The following is a 21,101-nucleotide window of genomic DNA, read 5'->3' as shown; positions in this document are numbered from 1 at the left end:
TTCACCCATTTACCCCCTTCGTCAACCCATTGCCAGGGCCTGCCTGTCGATGCGCTTGCCGTTTTTCCAACAATCAGAAGACAGCGCTACCTCATGCTTCAACTGCCAAAATCCTGCTACCTCGGCTTCGCCCTAGCGGCCATGGCCAACGCAGCCTACGCCAACGAGCCGTTTGCCAGTGACTCTCCCTGGATGTTCGGTGATTGGGCCGGGCACCGTACCGCCTTGCTCGACCAAGGTTATGACTTCACCTTGGGCTACACAGGCGAAATGGGCAGCAACCTGCGCGGTGGCTACGACCACAACCGCACGGCCCGCTACAGTGACCAGTTCACCTTCGGCAGCCACATGGACCTGGAAAAGATCTTCGGCTGGCGCGACGCCGAGTTCCAGCTCACGGTCACCGAGCGCCATGGCCAGAACATCAGCAACGACCGCATCAATGACCCCCGCGTCGGTGGCTTCACCTCGGCGCAGGAAGTGTGGGGCCGCGGTCAGACCTGGCGCCTGACGCAGCTGTGGGTCAAGCAGAAATATTTCGACGGCGCGCTGGACGTCAAGTTTGGCCGCTTTGGCGAAGGTGAAGACTTCAACAGCTTCCCCTGCGACTTCCAAAACCTGGCCTTCTGTGGCTCTCAGGTGGGCAACTGGGTAGGTGGCATCTGGTACAACTGGCCCGTCAGCCAGTGGGCCCTGCGCGTGCGCTACAACCTCAGCGACAGCCTCTTCGCGCAGGTTGGCGTGTTCGAGCAGAACCCGTCCAACCTGGAGTCGGGCAACGGCTTCAAGCTCAGCGGCAGCGGCACCCAAGGCGCGGTGATGCCAATCGAACTGGTGTGGAGCCCGCGTATCAAAGGCATGAAAGGGGAATATCGCGCCGGGTACTACTACAGTAATGCCAAGGCAAGCGATGTACTCAAGGACAGCGACGGGCAGTCGGCAGCGATCAGCGGTGCCGCCTACCGCAGCAGCTCAAGCAAGCACGGCGTGTGGCTGGGCGCTCAGCAGCAGGTGACTGCGCTGGCATCGGACGCCTCGCGTGGCTTGAGCGTATTCGCCAACGCCACGATGCATGACAAGAAAACCAATGCCATCGACAACTATGTGCAGGCTGGACTGGTATTCAAAGGGCCGTTCGACAGTCGGGCCAAGGACGACATCGGCCTTGCAGTCGCCCGTGTGCATGTCAACCCGGCCTATCGCAAGAATGCCCGGCTGGCCAACCAGGCCGCGGGGCTTTACGACTATGACAACCCTGGCTTCCTGCCAGTACAGGACACCGAATACAGCGCCGAGCTGTACTACGGCATTCACCTGGCCGACTGGCTCACGGTGCGACCGAACCTGCAATACATCCGCCACCCCGGCGGCGTGTCGCAGGTCGACAACGCCCTGGTCGGCGGCTTGAAAATCCAGAGCACTTTCTAAAAACACATATCAAACGGAGAACATGCGATGAGCACTGAAGGTGCCAACAAGGGAAGCCGCTGGCTACCCCGCCTGATCGGCGTCCTGCTGTTGTTGATGGGGCTGGCACTGCTGGCCGGTGGCATCAAGCTCAGTCAGCTGGGCGGGTCGCTGTATTACCTGATCGCCGGCATCGGGTTTGCCGTGTCTGGCGCCCTCCTGCTGGCCCAGCGCCGCATCGGCCTGGGTGTCTACGCCGTCGTGTTGCTGGGCAGCACGGTCTGGGCACTGCTCGAAGTGGGCCTGGACTGGTGGCAACTGGTACCGCGTCTGGCCATCTGGTTCGCCATCGGTGTAGTGCTGTTGCTGCCTTGGTCGCGCCGTCCGTTGATCGGGCCAGCCAGCAAAGCCAACACGGCCCTGCTCACCGTTGCCGTGGTGGCATCGGGTGCCTGCGCCGTCGCCAGTCAGTTCACCCACCCCGGTGAGGTGTATGGCGAACTGGGTCGCGACACCAGCGAAATGGCCAGCACCGCCCCGGCCATGCCCGACGGCGAGTGGCATGCCTACGGCCGCACCGAGCACGGCGACCGTTACTCGCCGCTGCGCCAGATCACCGCGCAAAACGCCTACCGCCTTGAAGAGGCCTGGCGTATCCGCACCGGCGACTTGCCCAGTGACAACGACCCGGTGGAACTGACCAACGAAAACACGCCGCTCAAAGCCAACGGCATGCTCTATGCCTGCACCGCCCACAGCCGCGTGCTGGCCTTGGACCCGGACACCGGTGCTGAAATCTGGCGTTATGACCCGCAGATCAAGAGCCCGGTGGGCACCTTCAAGGGTTTCGCCCACATGACGTGCCGTGGCGTTTCGTACTATGACGAAAACCGCTACGTAAGCCGTGACGGCAGCCCTGCCCCGACCATCAGCGATGCTGGCAAGGCCGTGGCTCAGGCCTGCCCGCGCCGTCTTTATCTGCCAACTGCCGACGCGCGCCTGATCGCCATCAATGCCGACAACGGCAAGGTCTGCGAAGGCTTTGCCAACCAGGGCAGTGTCGACCTGACCACCGGCCTTGGGCCATTCACGCCAGGTGGCTACTACTCCACGTCGCCTGTGGCCATCACGCGCGACCTGGTGATCATTGGCGGTCACGTGACCGACAACGAGTCGACCAGCGAGCCGTCTGGCGTGATCCGCGCATACGACGTACACGACGGCCGCCTGGTGTGGAACTGGGACAGCAACAACCCGGACGACACCGCGCCACTGGCACCGGGCAAGATGTACAGCCGCAACTCGGCCAACATGTGGTCGATTGCCAGCGTCGACGAAGACCTGGGCATGATCTACCTGCCACTGGGCAACCAGACGCCGGACCAATGGGGTGCTGACCGCACGCCAGGCGCCGAGAAATACAGCGCCGGTGTCGTCGCCCTGGACCTGGCGACCGGCAAGGCCCGCTGGAACTACCAGTTCACCCACCATGACCTATGGGACATGGACGTGGGCAGCCAGCCTACCTTGGTCTCCCTGAAGACCGACGATGGCGTCAAGCCTGCGGTCATCGTGCCGACCAAACAGGGCAGCCTGTACGTGCTGGACCGTCGTGACGGTACGCCGATCGTGCCGATCCGTGAAATCCCGACCCCGCAAGGCGCGGTCAAGGGCGATCACACCTCGCCGACCCAGGCCCGTTCGGACCTCAACCTGCTCGGCCCTGAGCTGACCGAACAGGCCATGTGGGGCGCCACGCCGTTCGACCAGATGCTGTGCCGCATCCAGTTCCGCGAGCTGCGCTACGAAGGCCAGTACACCCCGCCATCGGAGCAGGGTTCGCTGATCTACCCAGGCAACGTGGGTGTGTTCAACTGGGGCAGCGTCTCGGTCGATCCGGTACGTCAACTGCTGTTCACATCGCCCAACTACATGGCGTTCGTCTCCAAGATGATCCCCCGTGAGCAGGTTGCGGACGGTAGCAAGCGCGAGAGCGAGACCAGCGGCGTGCAACCGAACACCGGTGCACCCTATGCCGTCACCATGCACCCGTTCATGTCGCCGCTGGGCGTGCCGTGCCAGGCGCCTGCCTGGGGCTATGTGGCCGCCATCGACCTGTTCACCAACAAGGTGGTCTGGAAGCACAAGAACGGCACTACCCGCGACAGCACGCCGGTCCCAATCGGCCTGCCGGTTGGGGTACCCAGCATGGGCGGCTCGATCGTCACCGCCGGCGGCGTAGGCTTCCTGAGCGGTACGCTGGACCAGTACCTGCGCGCCTATGACGTCAACAACGGCAAGGAATTGTGGAAAGCCCGCCTGCCAGCAGGCGGCCAGGCCACGCCAATGACCTATACCGGCAAGGACGGCAAGCAGTACGTGCTCATCGTGGCCGGTGGCCACGGCTCGCTGGGCACCAAGATGGGCGACTACATCATCGCCTACAAACTCGCCGAGTAACCGGCACGGTGTCACCAAAAGCGGAGCCTTGCAGGCTCCGCTTTTTCATGCGCGCACGCCACTGCCCGGCAGCGGCTTGAAACCCTTCCTGCCTTGCCCCATCTAAGCACCATAGTCATTCACGCAGGTGCCCCATGAGCGACCAGCAGGATTACCCTGAACACGCCGACGATTCCAACGAAGTCGAACATACCAGTAGCCAGCCGATAACCGGCCATGCCTTGGCCCTGCCTGGACAACAGCTGCCGGACAAGGTCTATGTGATCCCCATTCACAACCGCCCGTTCTTTCCGGCGCAGGTGCTGCCGGTCATCGTCAACGAAGAGCCGTGGGCCGAGACGCTGGACTTGGTGGCCAAGTCTCCCGACCACTGCCTGGCGCTGTTCTTCATGGACACGCCGCCTGAAGACCACCGCCATTTCGACACCAAGGCCCTTCCGGAGTACGGCACCCTGGTCAAGGTGCACCATGCCAGCCGGGAAAACGGCAAATTGCAGTTCGTGGCCCAGGGCCTGACGCGGGTACGTATTCGGACCTGGCTCAAGCACCATCGCCCGCCCTATCTGGTTGAAGTCGACTACCCGCGCCAACCGGCCGACCCGACCGACGAGGTCAAAGCCTATGGCATGGCCCTGATCAACGCCATCAAGGAGCTGCTGCCCCTCAACCCGCTGTACAGCGAAGAGTTGAAGAATTACCTCAACCGCTTCAGCCCCAACGACCCCTCCCCGCTGACCGACTTCGCCGCCGCGTTGACCTCGGCGACCGGCAGCCAGCTTCAAGAGGTGCTCGACTGCGTGCCCATGCTCAAGCGCATGGAAAAAGTGCTGCCCATGCTGCGCAAGGAAGTTGAAGTCGCTCGCCTGCAAAATGAAATTTCCGCCGAGGTGAACCGGCAGATTGGCGAGCATCAGCGCGAATTCTTCCTCAAGGAGCAACTGAAGGTCATCCAGCAGGAACTGGGGTTGACCAAGGATGATCGCAGCGCGGACCTCGAGCAGTTCGAACAACGGCTCGAAGGCAAGACCCTGCCGGACCAGGCACGCAAGCGCATCGACGAGGAGATGGGCAAGTTGGCGATCCTGGAGACAGGCTCACCCGAATACGCCGTGACCCGAAACTACCTGGAGTGGGCGACAGCCCTGCCCTGGGGTATCTACGGGGACGACAAGCTCGACCTCAAGCACGCCCGCAAGCTGCTCGACCAGCATCATGCGGGGCTGGACGATATCAAGGAACGTATCCTCGAGTTTCTGGCCGTTGGGGCATGGAAAGGCGAGATCAGTGGCTCGATCGTGTTGCTGGTGGGCCCGCCAGGGGTGGGCAAGACCAGCGTTGGCAAGTCCATCGCCGAATCGTTGGGCCGCCCATTCTATCGCTTCAGCGTGGGCGGCATGCGCGACGAAGCCGAAATCAAGGGGCATCGCCGCACCTACATCGGGGCCCAGCCAGGCAAGCTGGTGCAAGCCCTGAAGGATGTCGAAGTGATGAACCCGGTCATCATGCTCGACGAAATCGACAAGATGGGGCAAAGCTACCAAGGCGACCCGGCCTCGGCGCTGCTGGAAACCCTGGACCCCGAGCAGAACGTCGACTTCCTCGATCACTATCTGGACCTGCGCCTGGACCTGTCCAAGGTGCTGTTCGTCTGCACCGCCAATACCTTGGATTCCATCCCCGGTCCACTGCTCGACCGCATGGAGGTCATCCGCCTCTCCGGGTACATCACCGAAGAAAAACTGGCCATCGCTAAACGCCATCTCTGGCCCAAGCAACTGGCCAAGGCGGGTGTGGCCAAAAGCAGCCTGAGTATCACCGACAGCGCCTTGCGCCTGGTGATCGAAGGCTATGCCCGGGAAGCCGGCGTACGACAGCTGGAAAAACAGTTGGGCAAGTTGGTGCGCAAGGCCGTGGTGAAGCTGCTTGAAGACCCCACCGCCAAGCTCAAAATCGGACCAAAGGATCTGGAAGGCGCATTGGGCATACCGGTGTTCCGCAGTGAGCAGGTGCTGGCGGGCAAAGGTGTGATCACGGGCCTTGCCTGGACCAGCATGGGCGGTGCCACACTGCCAATCGAAGCGACGCGCATTCACACGCTCAACCGCGGTTTCAAGCTGACCGGCAAGCTCGGCGATGTCATGAAGGAATCGGCTGAAATCGCGTACAGCTATGTCAGTTCTAACCTCAAGCAGTTTGGCGGCGACCCGGCCTTCTTCAACGAAGCGTTCATTCACCTGCATGTACCCGAGGGTGCTACCCCCAAGGACGGTCCGAGTGCCGGCATTACCATGGCCAGCGCGCTGCTGTCCTTGGCACGGGATCAGGCACCGAAGAAAGGTGTGGCCATGACCGGCGAGCTGACCTTGACCGGGCAGGTGCTGCCCATTGGTGGGGTGCGTGAAAAGGTCATCGCGGCGCGCCGGCAGAAGATCCACGAGTTGATCCTGCCCGAGCCTAATCGCGGCGATTTCGAGGAACTGCCCGACTACCTGCGTGAAGGGTTGACGGTGCATTTCGCCAAACGCTTTGCCGACGTCGCCAAAGTGCTTTTCTGAAGTACAGGAGCAGGGGCTGTGCTGCAGCCCCCTGGTTCATCCTTCCCTCGGTATGACTACCGTGCCGCTTAATCGGTTATCCTCGGGCACTCGACAACCCGTGGAGCCCCTATGTCCACCTCACGCCTGCTTGCCCCGTTGGGGCTGACTCTGCTAACCGCCTGCGCCCAGCACGGGCCCGAGCCTGTCACCCTGGATGCTGACAGTGAGTGCCCGATCTACCTGGAAAAAGGGCAGGTGTTGAACCTGACCCTTCCCAGCAACCCTTCCACTGGCTACCGCTGGCGCGTGGAAGCCGCCGCTACGCCTGTGCTCGTCAGCCTCGGGCCCGAGGTCTACAGCGCGCCCGATCAGGAGGATGTGGTCGGCAGCGAAGGCCACTCGACGTGGCGTTATCAGGCCGATCAAAGCGGCAAGGCCGCCTTGAAGCTGGTCTATCAACAGCCTTGGGCCAGGCAGGTGACGCCAGTGCAAACCTTCGATTGCAATGTTGTCGTGCGCTGACGCTTTGCGTTGATGTACGTGGGCGAATCTGCCGTACATACGCAGGATCCAGGCCAATCGGCGCCACGCTGGCATGGCAAGATCACCCGCCATTCGATAAAATGCGCGCCCCGTTTCACCCAGCCTTGAGCCCGCCGTGACCACAGATCCCGATCGTCTTTTCGCCCAACCGTTGGCGCAGGTACCCGACTTCGTTTTCAACGAGGACGTGGTGCGCGTGTTCCCGGACATGATCAAGCGCTCCGTGCCGGGCTATCCCACGATTGTCGAGAATGTGGGCGTACTGGCCGCACGCTTCGCCATGCCCGGCACGGCGTTGTATGACCTGGGCGCCTCGCTCGGTGCGGTTACGCAGGCTTTGCGCCGGCACGTGCGCGGGGAAGGTTGCCGCGTAATCGCCGTGGACAATTCCGCCGCCATGGTCGAGCGCTGCCGCGAATACCTCGCAGCCCAGGACTCGATGTTCCAGGAATTGTTGCCTGTCGAGGTGCTGGAAGCGGACATCCTCAACCTGGCGTTCGAACCGGCCTCGGTGGTGGCGATGAACTTCACCCTGCAGTTCATCGCACCGCCGCAGCGACTGGCGCTGTTGACCCGCATCCGCCAGTCACTGCTGCCCGGCGGTGCCCTGATCCTTTCGGAAAAGCTGTGCTTTGCCGACGCCACTGCGCAGGCGCTGCTCAATGACCTGCACCTGGACTTCAAACGCGCCAACGGCTACAGCGAACTGGAAATTGCCCAGAAGCGCAGCGCCATCGACAACGTGATGAAGCCTGACACCCTGGAAACCCACCGCCAGCGCTTGCTCGATGCAGGGTTCTCGACGGTGGTGCCCTGGTTCCAATGCCTTAACTTTGCCTCGTTGATAGCCCTACCATGATCGATCTTTCCCCTCTGGCGCGCCGTCTGGCGGGCACCCCCCTGGCTGAATGGTCGCAAGGCCTGCAGGCGCAACTCGATGCCAAGCTGGAAAAAGGTCATGGCGACCTGGACCGCTGGCGTGGTGCGCTGCACGCGCTACCGGCCCTGCAGCCGAGCGAAATCGACCTGGTAAACGGACTGCGTCTGGACTGCGACTGCGATGATGCCAGCCGCGTGCAAATGCGCCAGGCATTGATGGGGCTGTCGCCCTGGCGCAAAGGCCCCTTCGATCTGTTTGGCGTGCACGTCGATACCGAATGGCGCTCGGACTGGAAATGGGCTCGCGTTGCGCCGCACCTGGACCTCAAGGGCAAGCGGGTACTGGACGTTGGCTGCGGTAATGGCTATTACCAGTGGCGCATGCTGGGCGCTGGCGCCGACATGGTCATCGGGGTCGACCCGAACTGGTTGTTCTTCTGTCAGTTCCAGGCGGTACAACGGTACTTGCCGAACCTGCCGGCCTGGCACCTTCCTTTTGCGCTGGAAGACCTGCCTGCCAGCCTCGAGGGCTTCGACACTGTGTTTTCGATGGGGGTGTTCTATCACCGTCGCTCGCCTATCGAGCACCTGCTGGCGCTCAAGGACTGCCTGGTCAAGGGCGGCGAACTGGTTTTGGAAACACTGGTGATCGAAGGCGACGTGCAACAGGTGCTGGTGCCCGAGGACCGTTACGCGCAGATGCGCAACGTGTGGTTCCTGCCCTCGGTCCCAGCCCTGGAGCGCTGGCTGCGCCGGGCTGGGTTCAGTGATGTTCGCTGCGTGGATGTCAGTGTCACGAGCCTGGAAGAACAGCGCAGCACCGAATGGATGCGCTATCAGTCGCTCAGTGATTTCCTCGACCCCAGCGATTCAGGCAAAACCATCGAGGGCTTGCCTGCCCCGCGTCGCGCCACGCTGGTGGCGCGCAAATAGCCGTTGGCTTAACGCGAGGCCGCGAGAATCAACGCCTTCATTTCTGATACGGCGGCCTTGAAGCCCACGAACAATGCGTGGGCGACCAGCGCGTGGCCGATGTTCAGTTCGTTGATGCCCTTGATGGCCGCCACGGCCTCAACGTTGTGGTAGTGCAGGCCATGGCCGGCATTGACGATCAAGCCTTGGCCGATGCCAAACGCCACGCCATCGACAATGCGCTTGAGCTCTTCAGCCACTTCGGTAGGTGATTGCGCGTCGGCATAACGGCCGGTGTGCAGCTCGATGGCCGGCGCGCCTACCCGGTGCGAGGCCTCGATCTGGCGCTCGTCGGCATCGATGAACAACGACACCTCTGCGCCGATCCGCGACAGGCGCTCGACCGCCGCTTTGATTCGCGCTTCCTGGCCTGCCACATCCAACCCACCCTCGGTGGTGAGTTCCTGACGGGTTTCAGGCACCAGGCAGATGTGCGCCGGGTGGATCTTTTCGGCAAAGGCCATCATCTCTTCGGTGACGCCCATTTCGAAGTTCATGCGCGTCTGCAATACATCCTTGAGCAGCAACACGTCGCGCTCCTGGATGTGGCGGCGATCCTCGCGCAGGTGCACGGTGATGCCGTCGGCACCCGCCTCTTCAGCATCCAGCGCCGCCTTGACAGGGTCTGGGTAACGCGTACCCCGGGCCTGGCGCAGGGTGGCCACATGGTCGATGTTCACGCCGAGAAGCATGCGGTTGCTGTGAGTCACGAAAGGCTCTCCTTGGATTGAGCCCTACAGCATACGTCGTGATCAGCGCTTGCGAAACAGTTCGCGGCTGACCAGCGGCTTGCCACCCAGATGAACGGCCAGGGCCTGGCGCATCAAGCGCTTGGCCGCCAGCAAAGCACCTGGCATTTCCCAGTCTGCCTCGGCCAAGGCCAGCAACTCGGTGCCACCGAACAGCCCAGGCTGGGGCAGTTCGACCCGCTCCAGCCCAGCGTCCACGCGCAGGCGGTACCGCCCCTCGGCGGCAATGGGCTGCTCGTTGACATCCATGTGCAGCGAGAAGGCGTAACCCAGCTCATCGAGCAGCCGCCATTCAAAGGCCCGCAACAGCGGCTCGAGCGGACGGCCGGCCAGAAGAGCTTGCAGGGTTTGCGCATAGTGATCAAACAACCCAGGCGAAGGTGCCTCTGCCGGGAGCAGGCGCATCAGCAACTCATTGAGGTACAAACCGCTGAACACAGCGTCCCCGTGCAGCCAGGGTGCCATGCCGACCGTTTCCAGCCTGCCAACGTTCTTCAGCTCCCCTCGCCCGCGCAGCTCAAGCTCCAGTGGCACAAAGGGGCGCACCAGGCTGCCACCCTTGCCCCGCGCGCGGCGCAATACGGCACGTACGCGCCCCTGGGGGGTGAAGAAGTCCACCAGCGCGCTGGTTTCCTTGTAGGCGCGGCTGTGCAGCACATAGGCTGGCTGACCGACAGGTTGTTCCATGAAATTCACCAGCCCGCGTGAGGCAGACGTTGTCGAGAACGCCCCGACCGGGGCGCTCTCGCATCAGGCTGCGTAAGCCTTAGAGGTCGCCGTAGCCCAGCGAGCGCAGGGCGCGCTCGTCATCGGACCAGCCGCCTTTGACCTTGACCCAGAGGTTGAGCATGACCTTGGCGTCAAACAGCACTTCCATGTCCTTGCGCGCATCGGAACCGATGCGCTTGATGCGCTCACCCTTGTCGCCGATGATGATTTTCTTCTGCCCGTCGCGTTCGACCAGGATCAGCGCATGGATATGCAACACATGCCCCTGCTGCTTGAACTCCTCGATTTCCACCGTGATCTGGTAAGGCAGCTCGGCGCCCAGCTGACGCATGATCTTTTCACGCACCAGCTCGGCAGCCAGAAAGCGGCTGCTGCGATCGGTGATCTGGTCTTCCGGGAAGAAATGCTCGTTTTCCGGCAGGTGCTTGGCGATCAGCGCTTCGAGCGATTCGAGGTTGTGGCCCTGCTGCGCGGAAATGGGCACGATCTCGGCGTTGGGCAGCTGGCCTTGCAGCCACTGAAGGTGCGGAATGAGCTCGGCCTTTTCATCCATGCGGTCAGTCTTGTTCACCGCCAGGATCACCGGGCCGGTCACGTACTGAACGCGCTCGAGCACCAATTGGTCCTCATCCGTCCACCGGGTGCGGTCCACTACGAAGATCACCACGTCGACGTCCTTCAAGGCGGCCGAGGCGTTGCGATTCATGTAGCGGTTCAGGGCCTTGTCGTTGGCCTTGTGCATGCCGGGGGTATCGACATAGATGGCCTGCACCGGGCCCTCGGTCTTGATGCCGAGCATGTTGTGACGCGTGGTCTGCGGCTTGCGCGAGGTGATGGCCAGTTTCTGGCCAAGGATGTGGTTCAACAGGGTCGACTTGCCGACGTTCGGGCGACCGACGATAGCGACGTAGCCGCAACGGGTAGTGGTGTTCTCAGTCATTGCCATTCTCCACGCCCAGGGCGATCAATGCGGACGCAGCGGCTACCTGCTCGGCGATACGCCGGCTGACACCCTGACCACGGCTCTTGTTGTTCAGCAGCACGACTTCGCATTCGACGAAGAACGTACGGCAGTGAGGTTCGCCCTGGATATCCACCACTTCGTAACGCGGCAGCTCGCAGCTGCGCGATTGCAGGAACTCCTGCAGGCGGGTTTTAGGATCCTTGTTGGTATCGACCAGGGTCAGCCCTTCGAACTCGTTGGCCAGCCAGGCGAGCACGCGCTCGCGGGCCGTGTCCATGTCGGCGTCCAGGTAGATGGCCCCGATCAAGGCCTCCAGCGCATCGGCCAGAATGGACTCGCGGCGAAAGCCCCCGCTTTTGAGCTCGCCCGAACCCAGGCGCAGGTATTCGCCCAGGTCGAACCCTCGGGCCAGACGGGCCAGGGTCTCACCTTTGACCAGGCGGGCACGCAGCCGTGACAGCTGCCCTTCACGGGCCTGGGGGAAGCGCTCGAACAGCGCCTCGCCGGCGACGAAGTTGAGAATGGCGTCACCGAGGAACTCCAGACGCTCGTTATTGCGCCCGGCATAGCTGCGGTGGGTCAGGGCCAGGAGCATCTGGTCCTGGTCCTTGAAGGTGTAACCGAGCTTTCGCTCCAGGCGGGTAAGGGAAGCAGTCATGCGGCCACCCGATCGTTGTTAAACGCGTTGTTCAAATCAGCATCCTGAAAGACGGTTTGGCCATGGTCACCGCACGCTGGGCGGCGAATCTCCCATCCTTGAGACACAGCCTATGTCAGAAAAGCATTCGGCGCTGTATGGACAGCGCCGAAGGGTATCAATGGATCAGTCCGACCCGCGACAAGTTGGGCAGGTGGCTGAGTTTTGGCTCAGGCCAGCTCATCCATACTGCGAAAGCCTTGCCAACGATGTTGCGGTCCGGAACCATGCCGTGCAGTTCCTTGGGAATGTTGGGGTCATCCCAGTAGCGGCTGTCGTTGGAGTTGTCGCGGTTGTCGCCCATCATGAAGTAATGGCCGGCTGGCACCGTCCATTGCTGGTCCGGCGGCATACGGTAACGGCTCATCTCCTTGCGGATCAGGTGCTCGGCAGCACCGAGCTTTTCCTTGTACAGCTGGGCGCTGCCCAGCGTCCCAGGCTCGGTACCCACCAGTTGCTCGGCGACCCGCTGACCGTTGACGAACAACTGCTTGTCGTTGGTGTAGCGGATCTGGTCACCGGGCAAGCCAACGACCCGCTTGATGTAGTTGACGTTCGGGTCGCTGGGGTAGCGGAACACCATCACATCGCCGCGCTGTGGGTCGCCCACCTCGATGACCTTCTTGTCGATCACCGGCAAGCGGATGCCATAGGAGAACTTGTTCACCAGGATGAAGTCACCCACTTCCAGCGTGGGTTTCATCGACCCCGACGGAATCTGGAAAGGTTCGACCAGGAACGAGCGCAGCACCAGCACGATGAACAGCACCGGGAAGAACGACTTGCCGTATTCGACCAGCAAGGGTTCCTTGTTCAGGCGCTCGACCACCGCCGGTTCCGGCTGGCTGACACTGCCCTGGTAAGTGGCGATCGCCGCACGTCGGCGCGGCGCCAGGAACAGAAGGTCGATCAGGCCCAACAGACCGCACACGAACACGGCAATGACGAGCAACAGCGGGAAATTTAGCGACATAGGACCTAACTATCCAACCTGAGCACGGCGAGGAAGGCTTCTTGTGGAATTTCCACGTTGCCCACCTGTTTCATGCGTTTCTTACCGGCCTTCTGCTTCTCAAGCAGCTTCTTCTTACGGCTGACGTCGCCGCCATAACATTTGGCCAGTACGTTCTTTCTGAGCGCCTTGACAGTGGTACGCGCGATGATCTGGCCACCAATGGCTGCCTGGATCGCCACATCGAACATCTGCCGCGGGATCAGTTCCTTCATCTTCTCGGTCAACGCGCGGCCTTTGTACGCAGCGTTGTCGCGGTGCACGATCAATGCCAGGGCATCGACCTTGTCACCGTTAATCAACACGTCCAGCTTGACCAGGTTGGCCGACTGGTAACGATCGAAGTGATAGTCCAGCGAAGCATAGCCACGGCTGGTGGACTTCAAGCGGTCGAAGAAGTCCAGTACCACTTCGTTCATCGGCATGTCGTAACGCACTTGCACCTGGCTGCCCAGGAACTGCATGTCGCGCTGAACGCCACGCTTCTCGATACACAAGGTGATCACGTTGCCCAGGTGTTCTTGTGGCACCAGGATGGTCGCGGTCACGATGGGCTCGCGGAAGTCGGTGACCGACGAGACGTCTGGGAGCTTCGACGGGTTGTCGACGACGATGGTTTCACCGGTCTTGAGTTCCAGCTCGTAGATCACGCTGGGCGCGGTGGTGATCAGGTCCAGGTCGTACTCGCGCTCCAGGCGCTCCTGGATGATCTCCATGTGCAGCATGCCCAGGAACCCGCAGCGGAAGCCAAAGCCCAGGGCGTCGGAGCTTTCGGGCATGTATTGCAGGGACGAATCGTTGAGCGTCAGCTTCTGCAAGGCATCGCGGAAGTCTTCGAAGTCATCGGAACTGACCGGGAACAGACCGGCGTATACCTGCGGCTGGATCTTCTTGAACCCAGGCAGCACTTCGACTTCCGGGGTGGAAGACAGGGTCAGGGTATCGCCGACCGGGGCACCGTGGATGTCCTTGATGCTGGCGATGATGAAGCCCACTTCGCCGGCTTTGAGGTCGGCGGTTTGGGTGTGCTTGGGCGTGAAGACGCCCACGCTGTCGACCAGGTGCAGCTTGCCGGTGGACTTGACCAGGATCTTGTCGCCTTTCTTGACGCGACCATGGCGCACGCGCACCAGCGAGACCACGCCCAGGTAGTTGTCGAACCAGGAGTCGATGATCAGGGCTTGCAGTGGCGCGTCGATATCGCCGGTCGGTGCGGGAATGGTGTGCACCAGGCGTTCGAGCACCTCGTCCACCCCCATGCCGCTCTTGGCACTGCAGGCCACGGCATCAGTGGCATCGATGCCGATGATCTTCTCGATTTCGTCCTTGACGCGATCGGGATCGGCCTGTGGCAGGTCCATCTTGTTCAGAACCGGCATGACTTCCAGGCCTTGCTCGATGGCCGTGTAGCAGTTGGCGACGGACTGGGCCTCGACACCCTGGCCGGCATCGACCACCAGCAACGCCCCTTCGCACGCCGCCAGCGAGCGCGAGACTTCATAGGTGAAGTCGACGTGGCCGGGGGTATCGATGAAGTTGAGCTGGTAGACCTTGCCGTCCTGGGCCTTGTAGTTGAGCGTGACGCTGTGGGCCTTGATGGTGATCCCGCGTTCGCGCTCCAGGTCCATGGAGTCGAGCACCTGGGCTTCCATTTCGCGCGCAGTCAGGCCACCGCACATTTGAATGAAACGGTCGGCCAGCGTCGACTTGCCATGGTCGATGTGGGCGATGATGGAGAAATTGCGGATATGACTCAAATCACTCACGGGTCAACACTCGGAAAAGGCTGCGAGCCGGACGCCCGCCGAAAAATAGCCGGCAATTGTACCTGAAGCTGCCAGGATGTGGGAGATTCCTCTGCCCGGCCGTCACCTGCAGCTTGGCATTGAAATGTCACTGCACATGAAAAAGGGCAGCTGTCGCTGCCCTCCTCCCGTATTCGCCGCGCTTACTCGGCGAGCTTGAAGGTGATGAAGCTGGCGCGCCCCTGGCGCAACACGCGCATGGACACGGAGCGGTTCTTCGGCAGCTCCTTGGCGATTTGCGTGAATTCCTTGGCCGAACCGATGGCCTGGTTGTTCAGGTGACTGATGACGTCACCCGGACGCAGGCCGATCAGCGCGGCCGGACCATCCTGCACTTCCTTGATGACCACGCCGCCCTTGAGCTCCAGGGATTTCTTCTGCTCGGCAGTAAGATCGGCCACCGAAACGCCCAGGCGATTGCTGCTGCGCTCGACATTGCTGTCGCCGGCACCGGCGCCGATGTCGGCATCGTCATCTGGCAGTGCGCCAACACTGACATCAAGGGTCTGGCGCTTGCCGTTGCGAATGATGTCCAGCTTGGCCTTGGCACCATCCTTCAAGCCACCTACCAGATGCGGCAGGTCGGCAGACATGACGATCGGCTGGCCATTCATGCTCAGGATGACATCACCGACCTGCAGGCCCCCTTTGGCAGCCGGGCCGTTTTCCAGCACCTGAGCGACCAGCGCACCGGCAGGCTTGTCCAGACCGAAGGATTCAGCCAGGTCCTTGTTGACCTCCTGGATGACGACGCCCAGCCAGCCACGGCTGACCTTGCCGTCCTTCTTCAGCTGATTCGAGACATCGATGGCCACGTCGATAGGGATCGCGAACGACAGGCCCATGAAGCCACCGGAGCGCGTGAAGATCTGCGAGTTGATCCCCACCACCTCGCCGTTCATGTTGAACAGCGGCCCACCCGAGTTGCCCGGGTTGATCGCAACGTCGGTCTGGATGAACGGCACATAGGTGTCGTTGGGCAGGGTGCGACCCTTGGCGCTGACGATACCTTTGGTCACCGAATGGTCAAAGCCGAACGGCGAGCCGATGGCCAATACCCATTCGCCGACCTTGAGCTTTTCAGAATCCCCCAGCTTGACGGTAGGCAGGTTCTTACCCTCCACCTTCAGCAGTGCGACGTCGGTGCGCGGGTCGGTACCGACCAGCTTGGCTTGCAACTCGCTGCGGTCGGACAAGCGCACGATGATTTCGTCGGCATCGGCGATGACATGGTTATTGGTCAGTACATAGCCGTCGCTGGAGATGATGAAGCCCGAGCCCAGTGACTGCGCCTCACGCTGACGGTCACCACGCGGTGCACGCGGTTGCTGCGGAAGGTTGCGCTCGAAGAATTCGCGGAACATTGGCGGCAGGCCTTCGAGATCCGGCATTTGACCTGCGGCGATGCGACGGTCCGGAAGCTTCTGCTTGGTACTGATGTTGACGACCGCCGGCGAGGCTTGCTCGACCAGCGTCGTGAAATCCGGCAGGGCTTCTTCAGCCTGGACCGTCAGCACTTGCCCGAGCATCAGCACGGCCGCGAAGAACGATAGATAGGGTTTCAAACGAGGTATTGACATACGGCTCCCGTCACAACGAGCGGTAATTAAGAAACGACCCTGCACAACGCAGCAATGGCCAGGCTCCCAGAAGCCTGACCTATAGAAAATTTGCCGTCAGATTGCAAATGACAATGCTTTAATTTCATTTCAAAAAGCCACGCCCTGAGCGGGACCGCTCGCCATTAGCCTTTGCTCACTGGCCCGCCTGAGCGTCTTGAGGACGCATCGACAAGGCAACGCGTTCGGCCGTGCCTAGCGGAATCTCGCCAACGACGGTCACCATCATCTGGCCCTTTGGCGTACTCAGGCGCCGCGATACTGCCGATGTCGGGCCCAACTGGGTACGCACATCAGCGCCAGCCTCGCCCTTCACAGGCTCGATGAAGACAGAGAAACGCGCCAGACCGTCGTCATACATCAAGGTGCTGACCGGGCTGCCCTGCCCAGGTTCGCGGCGGATGGCGCTATTGACCACTTCGAACCCTGACGGTAGCCAATCGGAGCGCCACCCAGAGACAGCCCCACCGGCAGGCGCCGCTGCCACCACGGGCTTGCAGGCCGAACTGGGGCGCAGGTCTTCGTCGGTAGGCATGCGTGCTTCAAGCCGGGTCATCTGGAACCGCTCAAGCAGTTGACCTTTCTCGTTGAGCATCAGCGAGCGCAGCGGTAAGCCCGTTGCACGGTCCAGATGCAGCTCGTAACCGTAACGGTGCTGATCACGCGGTGAAAGTGACACGACCACCGCGTCCCGGCCTGCAACGCGAGACTTGCCGGACACGGACAGGTCGTACCAACTCATGAGTTTGAGGGGGTCAAGGCGGCGTGGCGCGCTATCGGGCGGCGCCGAAATACCTTCGGCAAGCTTGCCACTGACGCATTGTACCTTGCCATCGACGCGCACGATTTCCTGGGCGACGCCATCGAGCTGCAGCAGCCGCTCGCTGACCTTGCCCTCTTGGACACGGTGCCAGATATCGTGGGTTGAAAAGCTGCCGTTACGTTCGTAAACGAAGGAGCCCAGGTAGCTCTGTCGTTCCTCGGCCTGTGCCAGCTTGTTCAGCCACTCGTTCGCCTCGGGCGAAGAATTGGCTGCCAACGCTGGCACCGTCATGCAGCTGCCGAGCAGCAGCGACAGGAGAGGTAGCGCGCGCATGAGCCTCCCTAATTAGCGGTTTTCCAGGCTGGCGGCGCGAGCGTAAGGCAGTGCGGTTTCAGAACCCTTCAGAGCGGACTCCTGGGCATGTTGGCGCAGGTAACCTGGCAGACGCTGGTCCCAGCCAGCCTGGTTCTGCAAAACACCGTTGGCCATCGGGCCAGTCGGCTGATCGCTGCTTTCGCTGTAGCCGGCCAGCACGGCAGGGCCTTGGGCCTGCGGCACGGTCACACCCTGCTGAACAGGCTGCTGGGCCGCAAGCTGGGCACCGGTAATATCATCCTGGTTGTACAGGCGCACACCTGCCAGTACGGCGAGGGTCACCGACGCGGCAACAGCCACGCGGCTTACGGTGCGCCATGGGCCTTGCTTGGCCTTGGCAGGCACGGCCTCATCGGCCAGCGCTGCGGATACCGCCGAGGCGATGTCCAGGTTAGGCAGCAGCAGCTCCTTGTGCATGGCTGCACGGGCTACCTGGTAACGGGACCAGGTAGCACGGGTTTCGGCATCGTCGACGGCATTCAACACCCGACGCAATTCCAGTTGGTCCGCTTCGTTATCCATTACCGCGGACAGCGATTCCTGCAAAGCTTCACGACTCATGGCGGTTCCTCTCTTGGCTGTAGCCGCTGTCTCAGGTTTCCTGCAGCAAAGGCTGCAAGGCTTTGTCAATGGCCTCCCGAGCGCGGAAGATACGAGAGCGCACGGTACCCACTGGACATTGCATGACGCTGGCAATGTCTTCGTAACTCAGGCCATCGAACTCTCGCAGGGTCAGCGCCGTACGCAAGTCTTCTGGCAGTTGCTGAATGGTGCGATGGACAGTGCCTTCGATCTCATCCCGCAACAAGGAGCGCTCTGGAGACTCAAGATCCTTGAGGCCATGATCGCCGTCGTAAAACTCCGCATCCTCGGAGCTCACATCGCTGTCTGGCGGCCGTCTTCCACGGGACACCAGGTAGTTCTTCGCCGTGTTGATGGCGATGCGGTACAGCCACGTATAAAACGCACTGTCACCGCGGAAATTGCCAAGCGCACGGTACGCCTTGATGAACGCTTCTTGTGCAACGTCCTGGGCTTCGTGGGTGTCATGGACAAACCGCACGATCAACCCGAGAATCTTGTGCTGGTACTTCAGCACCAATAGATCGAAAGCTCGCCTGTCGCCGCGTTGTACGCGCTCGACCAGTTGCTGATCTTCTTCCTGGGTTAGCATGAACACTCCTCGGTGATCTCGAAGGAGCGTTGCAGCAGCCATCGCTCAGGCTTGCAACCATAGACTCGGGCTTTGCGCAAAAGTTCTCCCCTCCAAGCAAGTTTCCTGCAGACCTTGAGCGGCGTGCACGGAAGACGCGGCACGGCAGCAGCCGACAACGTCGATAATCAGGTTACGAATACGCAGGTGAGCCCAATGTCGAGCTACCACCCTGCGTCGCCGCGGCAAATTGTTGGCGTGCGGGCAGCCTTCATAGGATTTCCAGCCACGCTGGAAAGTTCCCACAATGCCTGCCGTTACCGGGCGAGCGGCATGGAAAAGGGCCACCCGAGGCTGCTATAAAGGCCACCCGGCCATTAAACGATAGTTTCACAATGCCATCGACGCATGACTATTGTGCCGTGCCCCCTCCGAAGATTACTAGTGTCCTGACATGAGCCAACAATTCCAACATGATGTCCTGGTTATCGGCAGCGGCGCAGCGGGCCTGAGCCTGGCCCTGAACCTGCCTGCGAATCTGCGCATTGCGGTGCTGAGCAAGGGTGACCTGGCCAGCGGTTCGACCTACTGGGCCCAAGGGGGCGTAGCGGCCGTACTGGACGGCGCCGATACGATTCAGTCCCACGTGGAGGACACCCTCAATGCCGGCGGTGGCCTGTGCCACGAAGACGCTGTTCGCTTTACCGTGGAGCACAGCCGCGAAGCCATCGAGTGGCTGATCGAGCAAGGCGTGCCGTTTACCCGGGATGAGCCCAACGGCGTGGTCGACGCAGGCTTCGAATTTCACCTGACACGTGAAGGCGGCCATAGCCACCGGCGCATCATCCATGCCGCCGACGCCACGGGCGCGGCCATCTTCAACACCTTGCTGGCCCAGGCCAGGCAGCGCCAGAACATCGAGCTGCTGGAGCAGCGTGTGGCGGTGGACCTGATCACCGAGCGGCGCCTGGGCCTGGACGGCGAGCGCTGCCTGGGTGCCTACGTGCTGGACCGCAACACGGGCCAAGTGGACACGTTCGGCGCGCGGTTCACGGTGTTGGCCACGGGTGGGGCGGCGAAAGTGTACTTGTACACCAGCAACCCAGATGGCGCGTGCGGCGATGGTATCGCCATGGCCTGGCGGGCTGGCTGCAGGGTCGCGAACCTTGAGTTCAACCAGTTCCACCCTACGTGCCTTTATCACCCGCAGGCCAAGAGCTTTTTGATCACCGAGGCCTTGCGTGGCGAAGGCGCCCTGCTTCGCCTGCCCAACGGGGAGCGCTTCATGCCCCGCTTCGACCCACGCGAGGAGCTTGCCCCGCGCGACATCGTGGCGCGGGCGATCGACCATGAAATGAAGCGTCTGGGGGTGGACTGCGTCTACCTGGACATCTCGCACAAGCCTGTCGAGTTCATCAAGAACCATTTCCCTACCGTTTACGAGCGGTGCCTGGGCTTTGGCATCGACATCACCCGCCAGCCGATACCTGTGGTGCCGGCAGCGCACTACACCTGTGGTGGCGTCATGGTGGACGACCGGGGGCACACGGATGTACCGGGGCTGTATGCGATTGGTGAAACCAGCTTCACGGGGCTGCATGGCGCCAATCGCATGGCCAGCAACTCGCTGCTGGAGTGCTTCGTCTACGGTCGGGCTGCGGCGGCCGACATCCAGGCGAACCTCGAGAATGTCGGCATGCCAATGGCCTTGCCTGGGTGGGATGCCAGCCAGGTCACGGACTCGGACGAGGATGTGATCATTGCGCATAACTGGGATGAGCTACGGCGCTTCATGTGGGATTACGTGGGGATCGTGCGAACCAGCAAGCGGTTGCAGCGGGCGCAGCATCGCGTGCGGTTGTTGCTCGATGAAATCGACGAGTTCTACAGCAACTACAAGGTCAGTCGGGATTTGATCGAGTTGCGCAATCTGGCGCAGGTGGCGGAGTTGATGATTCGCTCGGCGATGCAGCGCAAGGAGAGCCGGGGGTTGCATTACACGTTGGATTATCCGGCGATGCTTGGCGAGGCCAGAGACACGGTGCTTGAGCCCGATTGAATGGTTGGGGGAAGATGGGGACTGCAGGATTTAGCTTCGCGGCCCACATTGTCGGGGCCGGTCTGGCGTCCCGGCAAGACCGCTTCTACGCGCGTGCGTACTGCTTAGGGATACGCTGCTGCTTATTGAGATGTGTTTAACAGCGAGCACTGTGCCAAACAGCATACCCCTGATATAAAACCGGTATAACGCGAGCTCATATATTAACTTTCTGAATCTTTCATAACTCGCACCCACGAAGCACCCCAACGCTCTTGCCTTTGATCTTGATCTTAATCTTGATCTTGATCTTGATCTTGATCTTGATCTTGATCTTGATCTTGATCTTGATCTTGATCTTGATCTTGATCTTGATCTTGATCTTGATCTTGATCTTGA

17 protein-coding genes are annotated in these 21,101 nt (G+C 61.4%); 7 read left to right on the top strand and 10 right to left on the bottom strand.

From position 1 onward, the window contains the following. The first annotated feature begins 93 nt into the window (after positions 1–93). The 6 genes from PFU01S_RS15855 (at position 94) to cmoB (ending at position 8,759) form a co-directional block, all read left to right on the top strand. Positions 94–1,428, top strand: a complete 1,335-nt coding sequence (locus tag PFU01S_RS15855) for a carbohydrate porin (protein WP_028687584.1) — start codon at positions 94–96, stop codon at positions 1,426–1,428. Positions 1,429–1,455: 27 nt separating this feature from the next. Then, positions 1,456–3,867: a glucose/quinate/shikimate family membrane-bound PQQ-dependent dehydrogenase gene (locus PFU01S_RS15850; RefSeq protein WP_028687583.1), complete on the top strand. Its 2,412-nt coding sequence runs from the start codon at positions 1,456–1,458 to the stop codon at positions 3,865–3,867. 134 nt (positions 3,868–4,001) lie between these two features. Continuing rightward, a complete protein-coding gene (gene lon / locus PFU01S_RS15845; RefSeq protein ID WP_027915375.1) occupies positions 4,002–6,422 on the top strand; it encodes an endopeptidase La in 2,421 nt (806 codons plus the stop codon). A 111-nt stretch (positions 6,423–6,533) separates the two neighbouring features. Next, positions 6,534–6,926, top strand: coding sequence for a protease inhibitor I42 family protein (locus PFU01S_RS15840; protein ID WP_028687582.1), 393 nt, complete (start codon positions 6,534–6,536; stop codon positions 6,924–6,926). A 136-nt stretch (positions 6,927–7,062) separates the two neighbouring features. Continuing rightward, complete coding sequence (gene cmoA / locus PFU01S_RS15835) at positions 7,063–7,806, top strand: carboxy-S-adenosyl-L-methionine synthase CmoA (protein ID WP_027915377.1); 744 nt, start codon at positions 7,063–7,065, stop codon at positions 7,804–7,806. Further along, the gene (gene cmoB / locus PFU01S_RS15830; protein WP_027915378.1) at positions 7,803–8,759 is read left to right on the top strand and encodes a tRNA 5-methoxyuridine(34)/uridine 5-oxyacetic acid(34) synthase CmoB; all 957 of its coding nucleotides are present in this window, start codon (positions 7,803–7,805) and stop codon (positions 8,757–8,759) included. Before cmoA ends, cmoB begins: the two co-directional genes overlap by 4 nt. 8 nt (positions 8,760–8,767) lie before the next feature. Here cmoB and pdxJ read toward each other — a convergent pair whose 3' ends face one another. From pdxJ to rpoE, 10 genes are all read right to left on the bottom strand, one after another. Then, positions 8,768–9,490 (bottom strand): pyridoxine 5'-phosphate synthase, encoded by a 723-nt coding sequence (gene pdxJ, locus PFU01S_RS15825; protein WP_420835089.1) that lies wholly within the window; start codon positions 9,488–9,490, stop codon positions 8,768–8,770. Positions 9,491–9,550: 60 nt separating this feature from the next. Next, positions 9,551–10,234: a DNA repair protein RecO gene (gene recO / locus PFU01S_RS15820; protein ID WP_027915379.1), complete on the bottom strand. Its 684-nt coding sequence runs from the start codon at positions 10,232–10,234 to the stop codon at positions 9,551–9,553. Between the two features lie 79 nt (positions 10,235–10,313). Further along, entirely contained in the window at positions 10,314–11,216 is a 903-nt protein-coding gene (era, locus tag PFU01S_RS15815; RefSeq protein WP_023535257.1) for a GTPase Era, read from the bottom strand. Next, entirely contained in the window at positions 11,209–11,898 is a 690-nt protein-coding gene (gene rnc, locus PFU01S_RS15810) for a ribonuclease III (RefSeq protein WP_023535270.1), read from the bottom strand. The genes era and rnc overlap by 8 nt, the downstream gene beginning before the upstream one ends. Before the next feature lie 157 nt (positions 11,899–12,055). After that, complete coding sequence (gene lepB, locus PFU01S_RS15805) at positions 12,056–12,910, bottom strand: signal peptidase I (RefSeq protein ID WP_023535203.1); 855 nt, start codon at positions 12,908–12,910, stop codon at positions 12,056–12,058. A gap of 5 nt (positions 12,911–12,915) precedes the next feature. Continuing rightward, on the bottom strand, positions 12,916–14,715 hold the full coding sequence (lepA, locus tag PFU01S_RS15800; RefSeq protein WP_023535281.1) for a translation elongation factor 4: 1,800 nt from the start codon (positions 14,713–14,715) through the stop codon (positions 12,916–12,918). 182 nt (positions 14,716–14,897) lie between these two features. After that, the gene (locus PFU01S_RS15795) at positions 14,898–16,283 is read right to left on the bottom strand and encodes a DegQ family serine endoprotease (protein ID WP_371259679.1); all 1,386 of its coding nucleotides are present in this window, start codon (positions 16,281–16,283) and stop codon (positions 14,898–14,900) included. 226 nt (positions 16,284–16,509) lie between these two features. Next, the gene (locus tag PFU01S_RS15790) at positions 16,510–17,469 is read right to left on the bottom strand and encodes a MucB/RseB C-terminal domain-containing protein (RefSeq protein ID WP_028687580.1); all 960 of its coding nucleotides are present in this window, start codon (positions 17,467–17,469) and stop codon (positions 16,510–16,512) included. A gap of 12 nt (positions 17,470–17,481) precedes the next feature. Then, a complete protein-coding gene (locus tag PFU01S_RS15785; protein WP_023535291.1) occupies positions 17,482–18,072 on the bottom strand; it encodes a sigma-E factor negative regulatory protein in 591 nt (196 codons plus the stop codon). A 31-nt stretch (positions 18,073–18,103) separates the two neighbouring features. After that, a complete protein-coding gene (gene rpoE / locus PFU01S_RS15780; RefSeq protein WP_003252049.1) occupies positions 18,104–18,685 on the bottom strand; it encodes an RNA polymerase sigma factor RpoE/AlgU in 582 nt (193 codons plus the stop codon). A gap of 433 nt (positions 18,686–19,118) precedes the next feature. Here rpoE and nadB point away from each other — a divergent pair, with 433 nt between their 5' ends. After that, positions 19,119–20,723, top strand: coding sequence for an L-aspartate oxidase (gene nadB, locus PFU01S_RS15775; protein WP_028687579.1), 1,605 nt, complete (start codon positions 19,119–19,121; stop codon positions 20,721–20,723). The last annotated feature ends 378 nt before the right edge of the window (positions 20,724–21,101 follow it).

The organism is Pseudomonas fulva NBRC 16637 = DSM 17717, assembly GCF_000730565.1.
Classification (GTDB): Bacteria; Pseudomonadota; Gammaproteobacteria; order Pseudomonadales; family Pseudomonadaceae; genus Aquipseudomonas; species Aquipseudomonas fulva.
The sequence above is the reverse complement of the archived record's forward strand: the minus strand, read 5'-3'. Positions and strand labels throughout refer to the sequence as shown.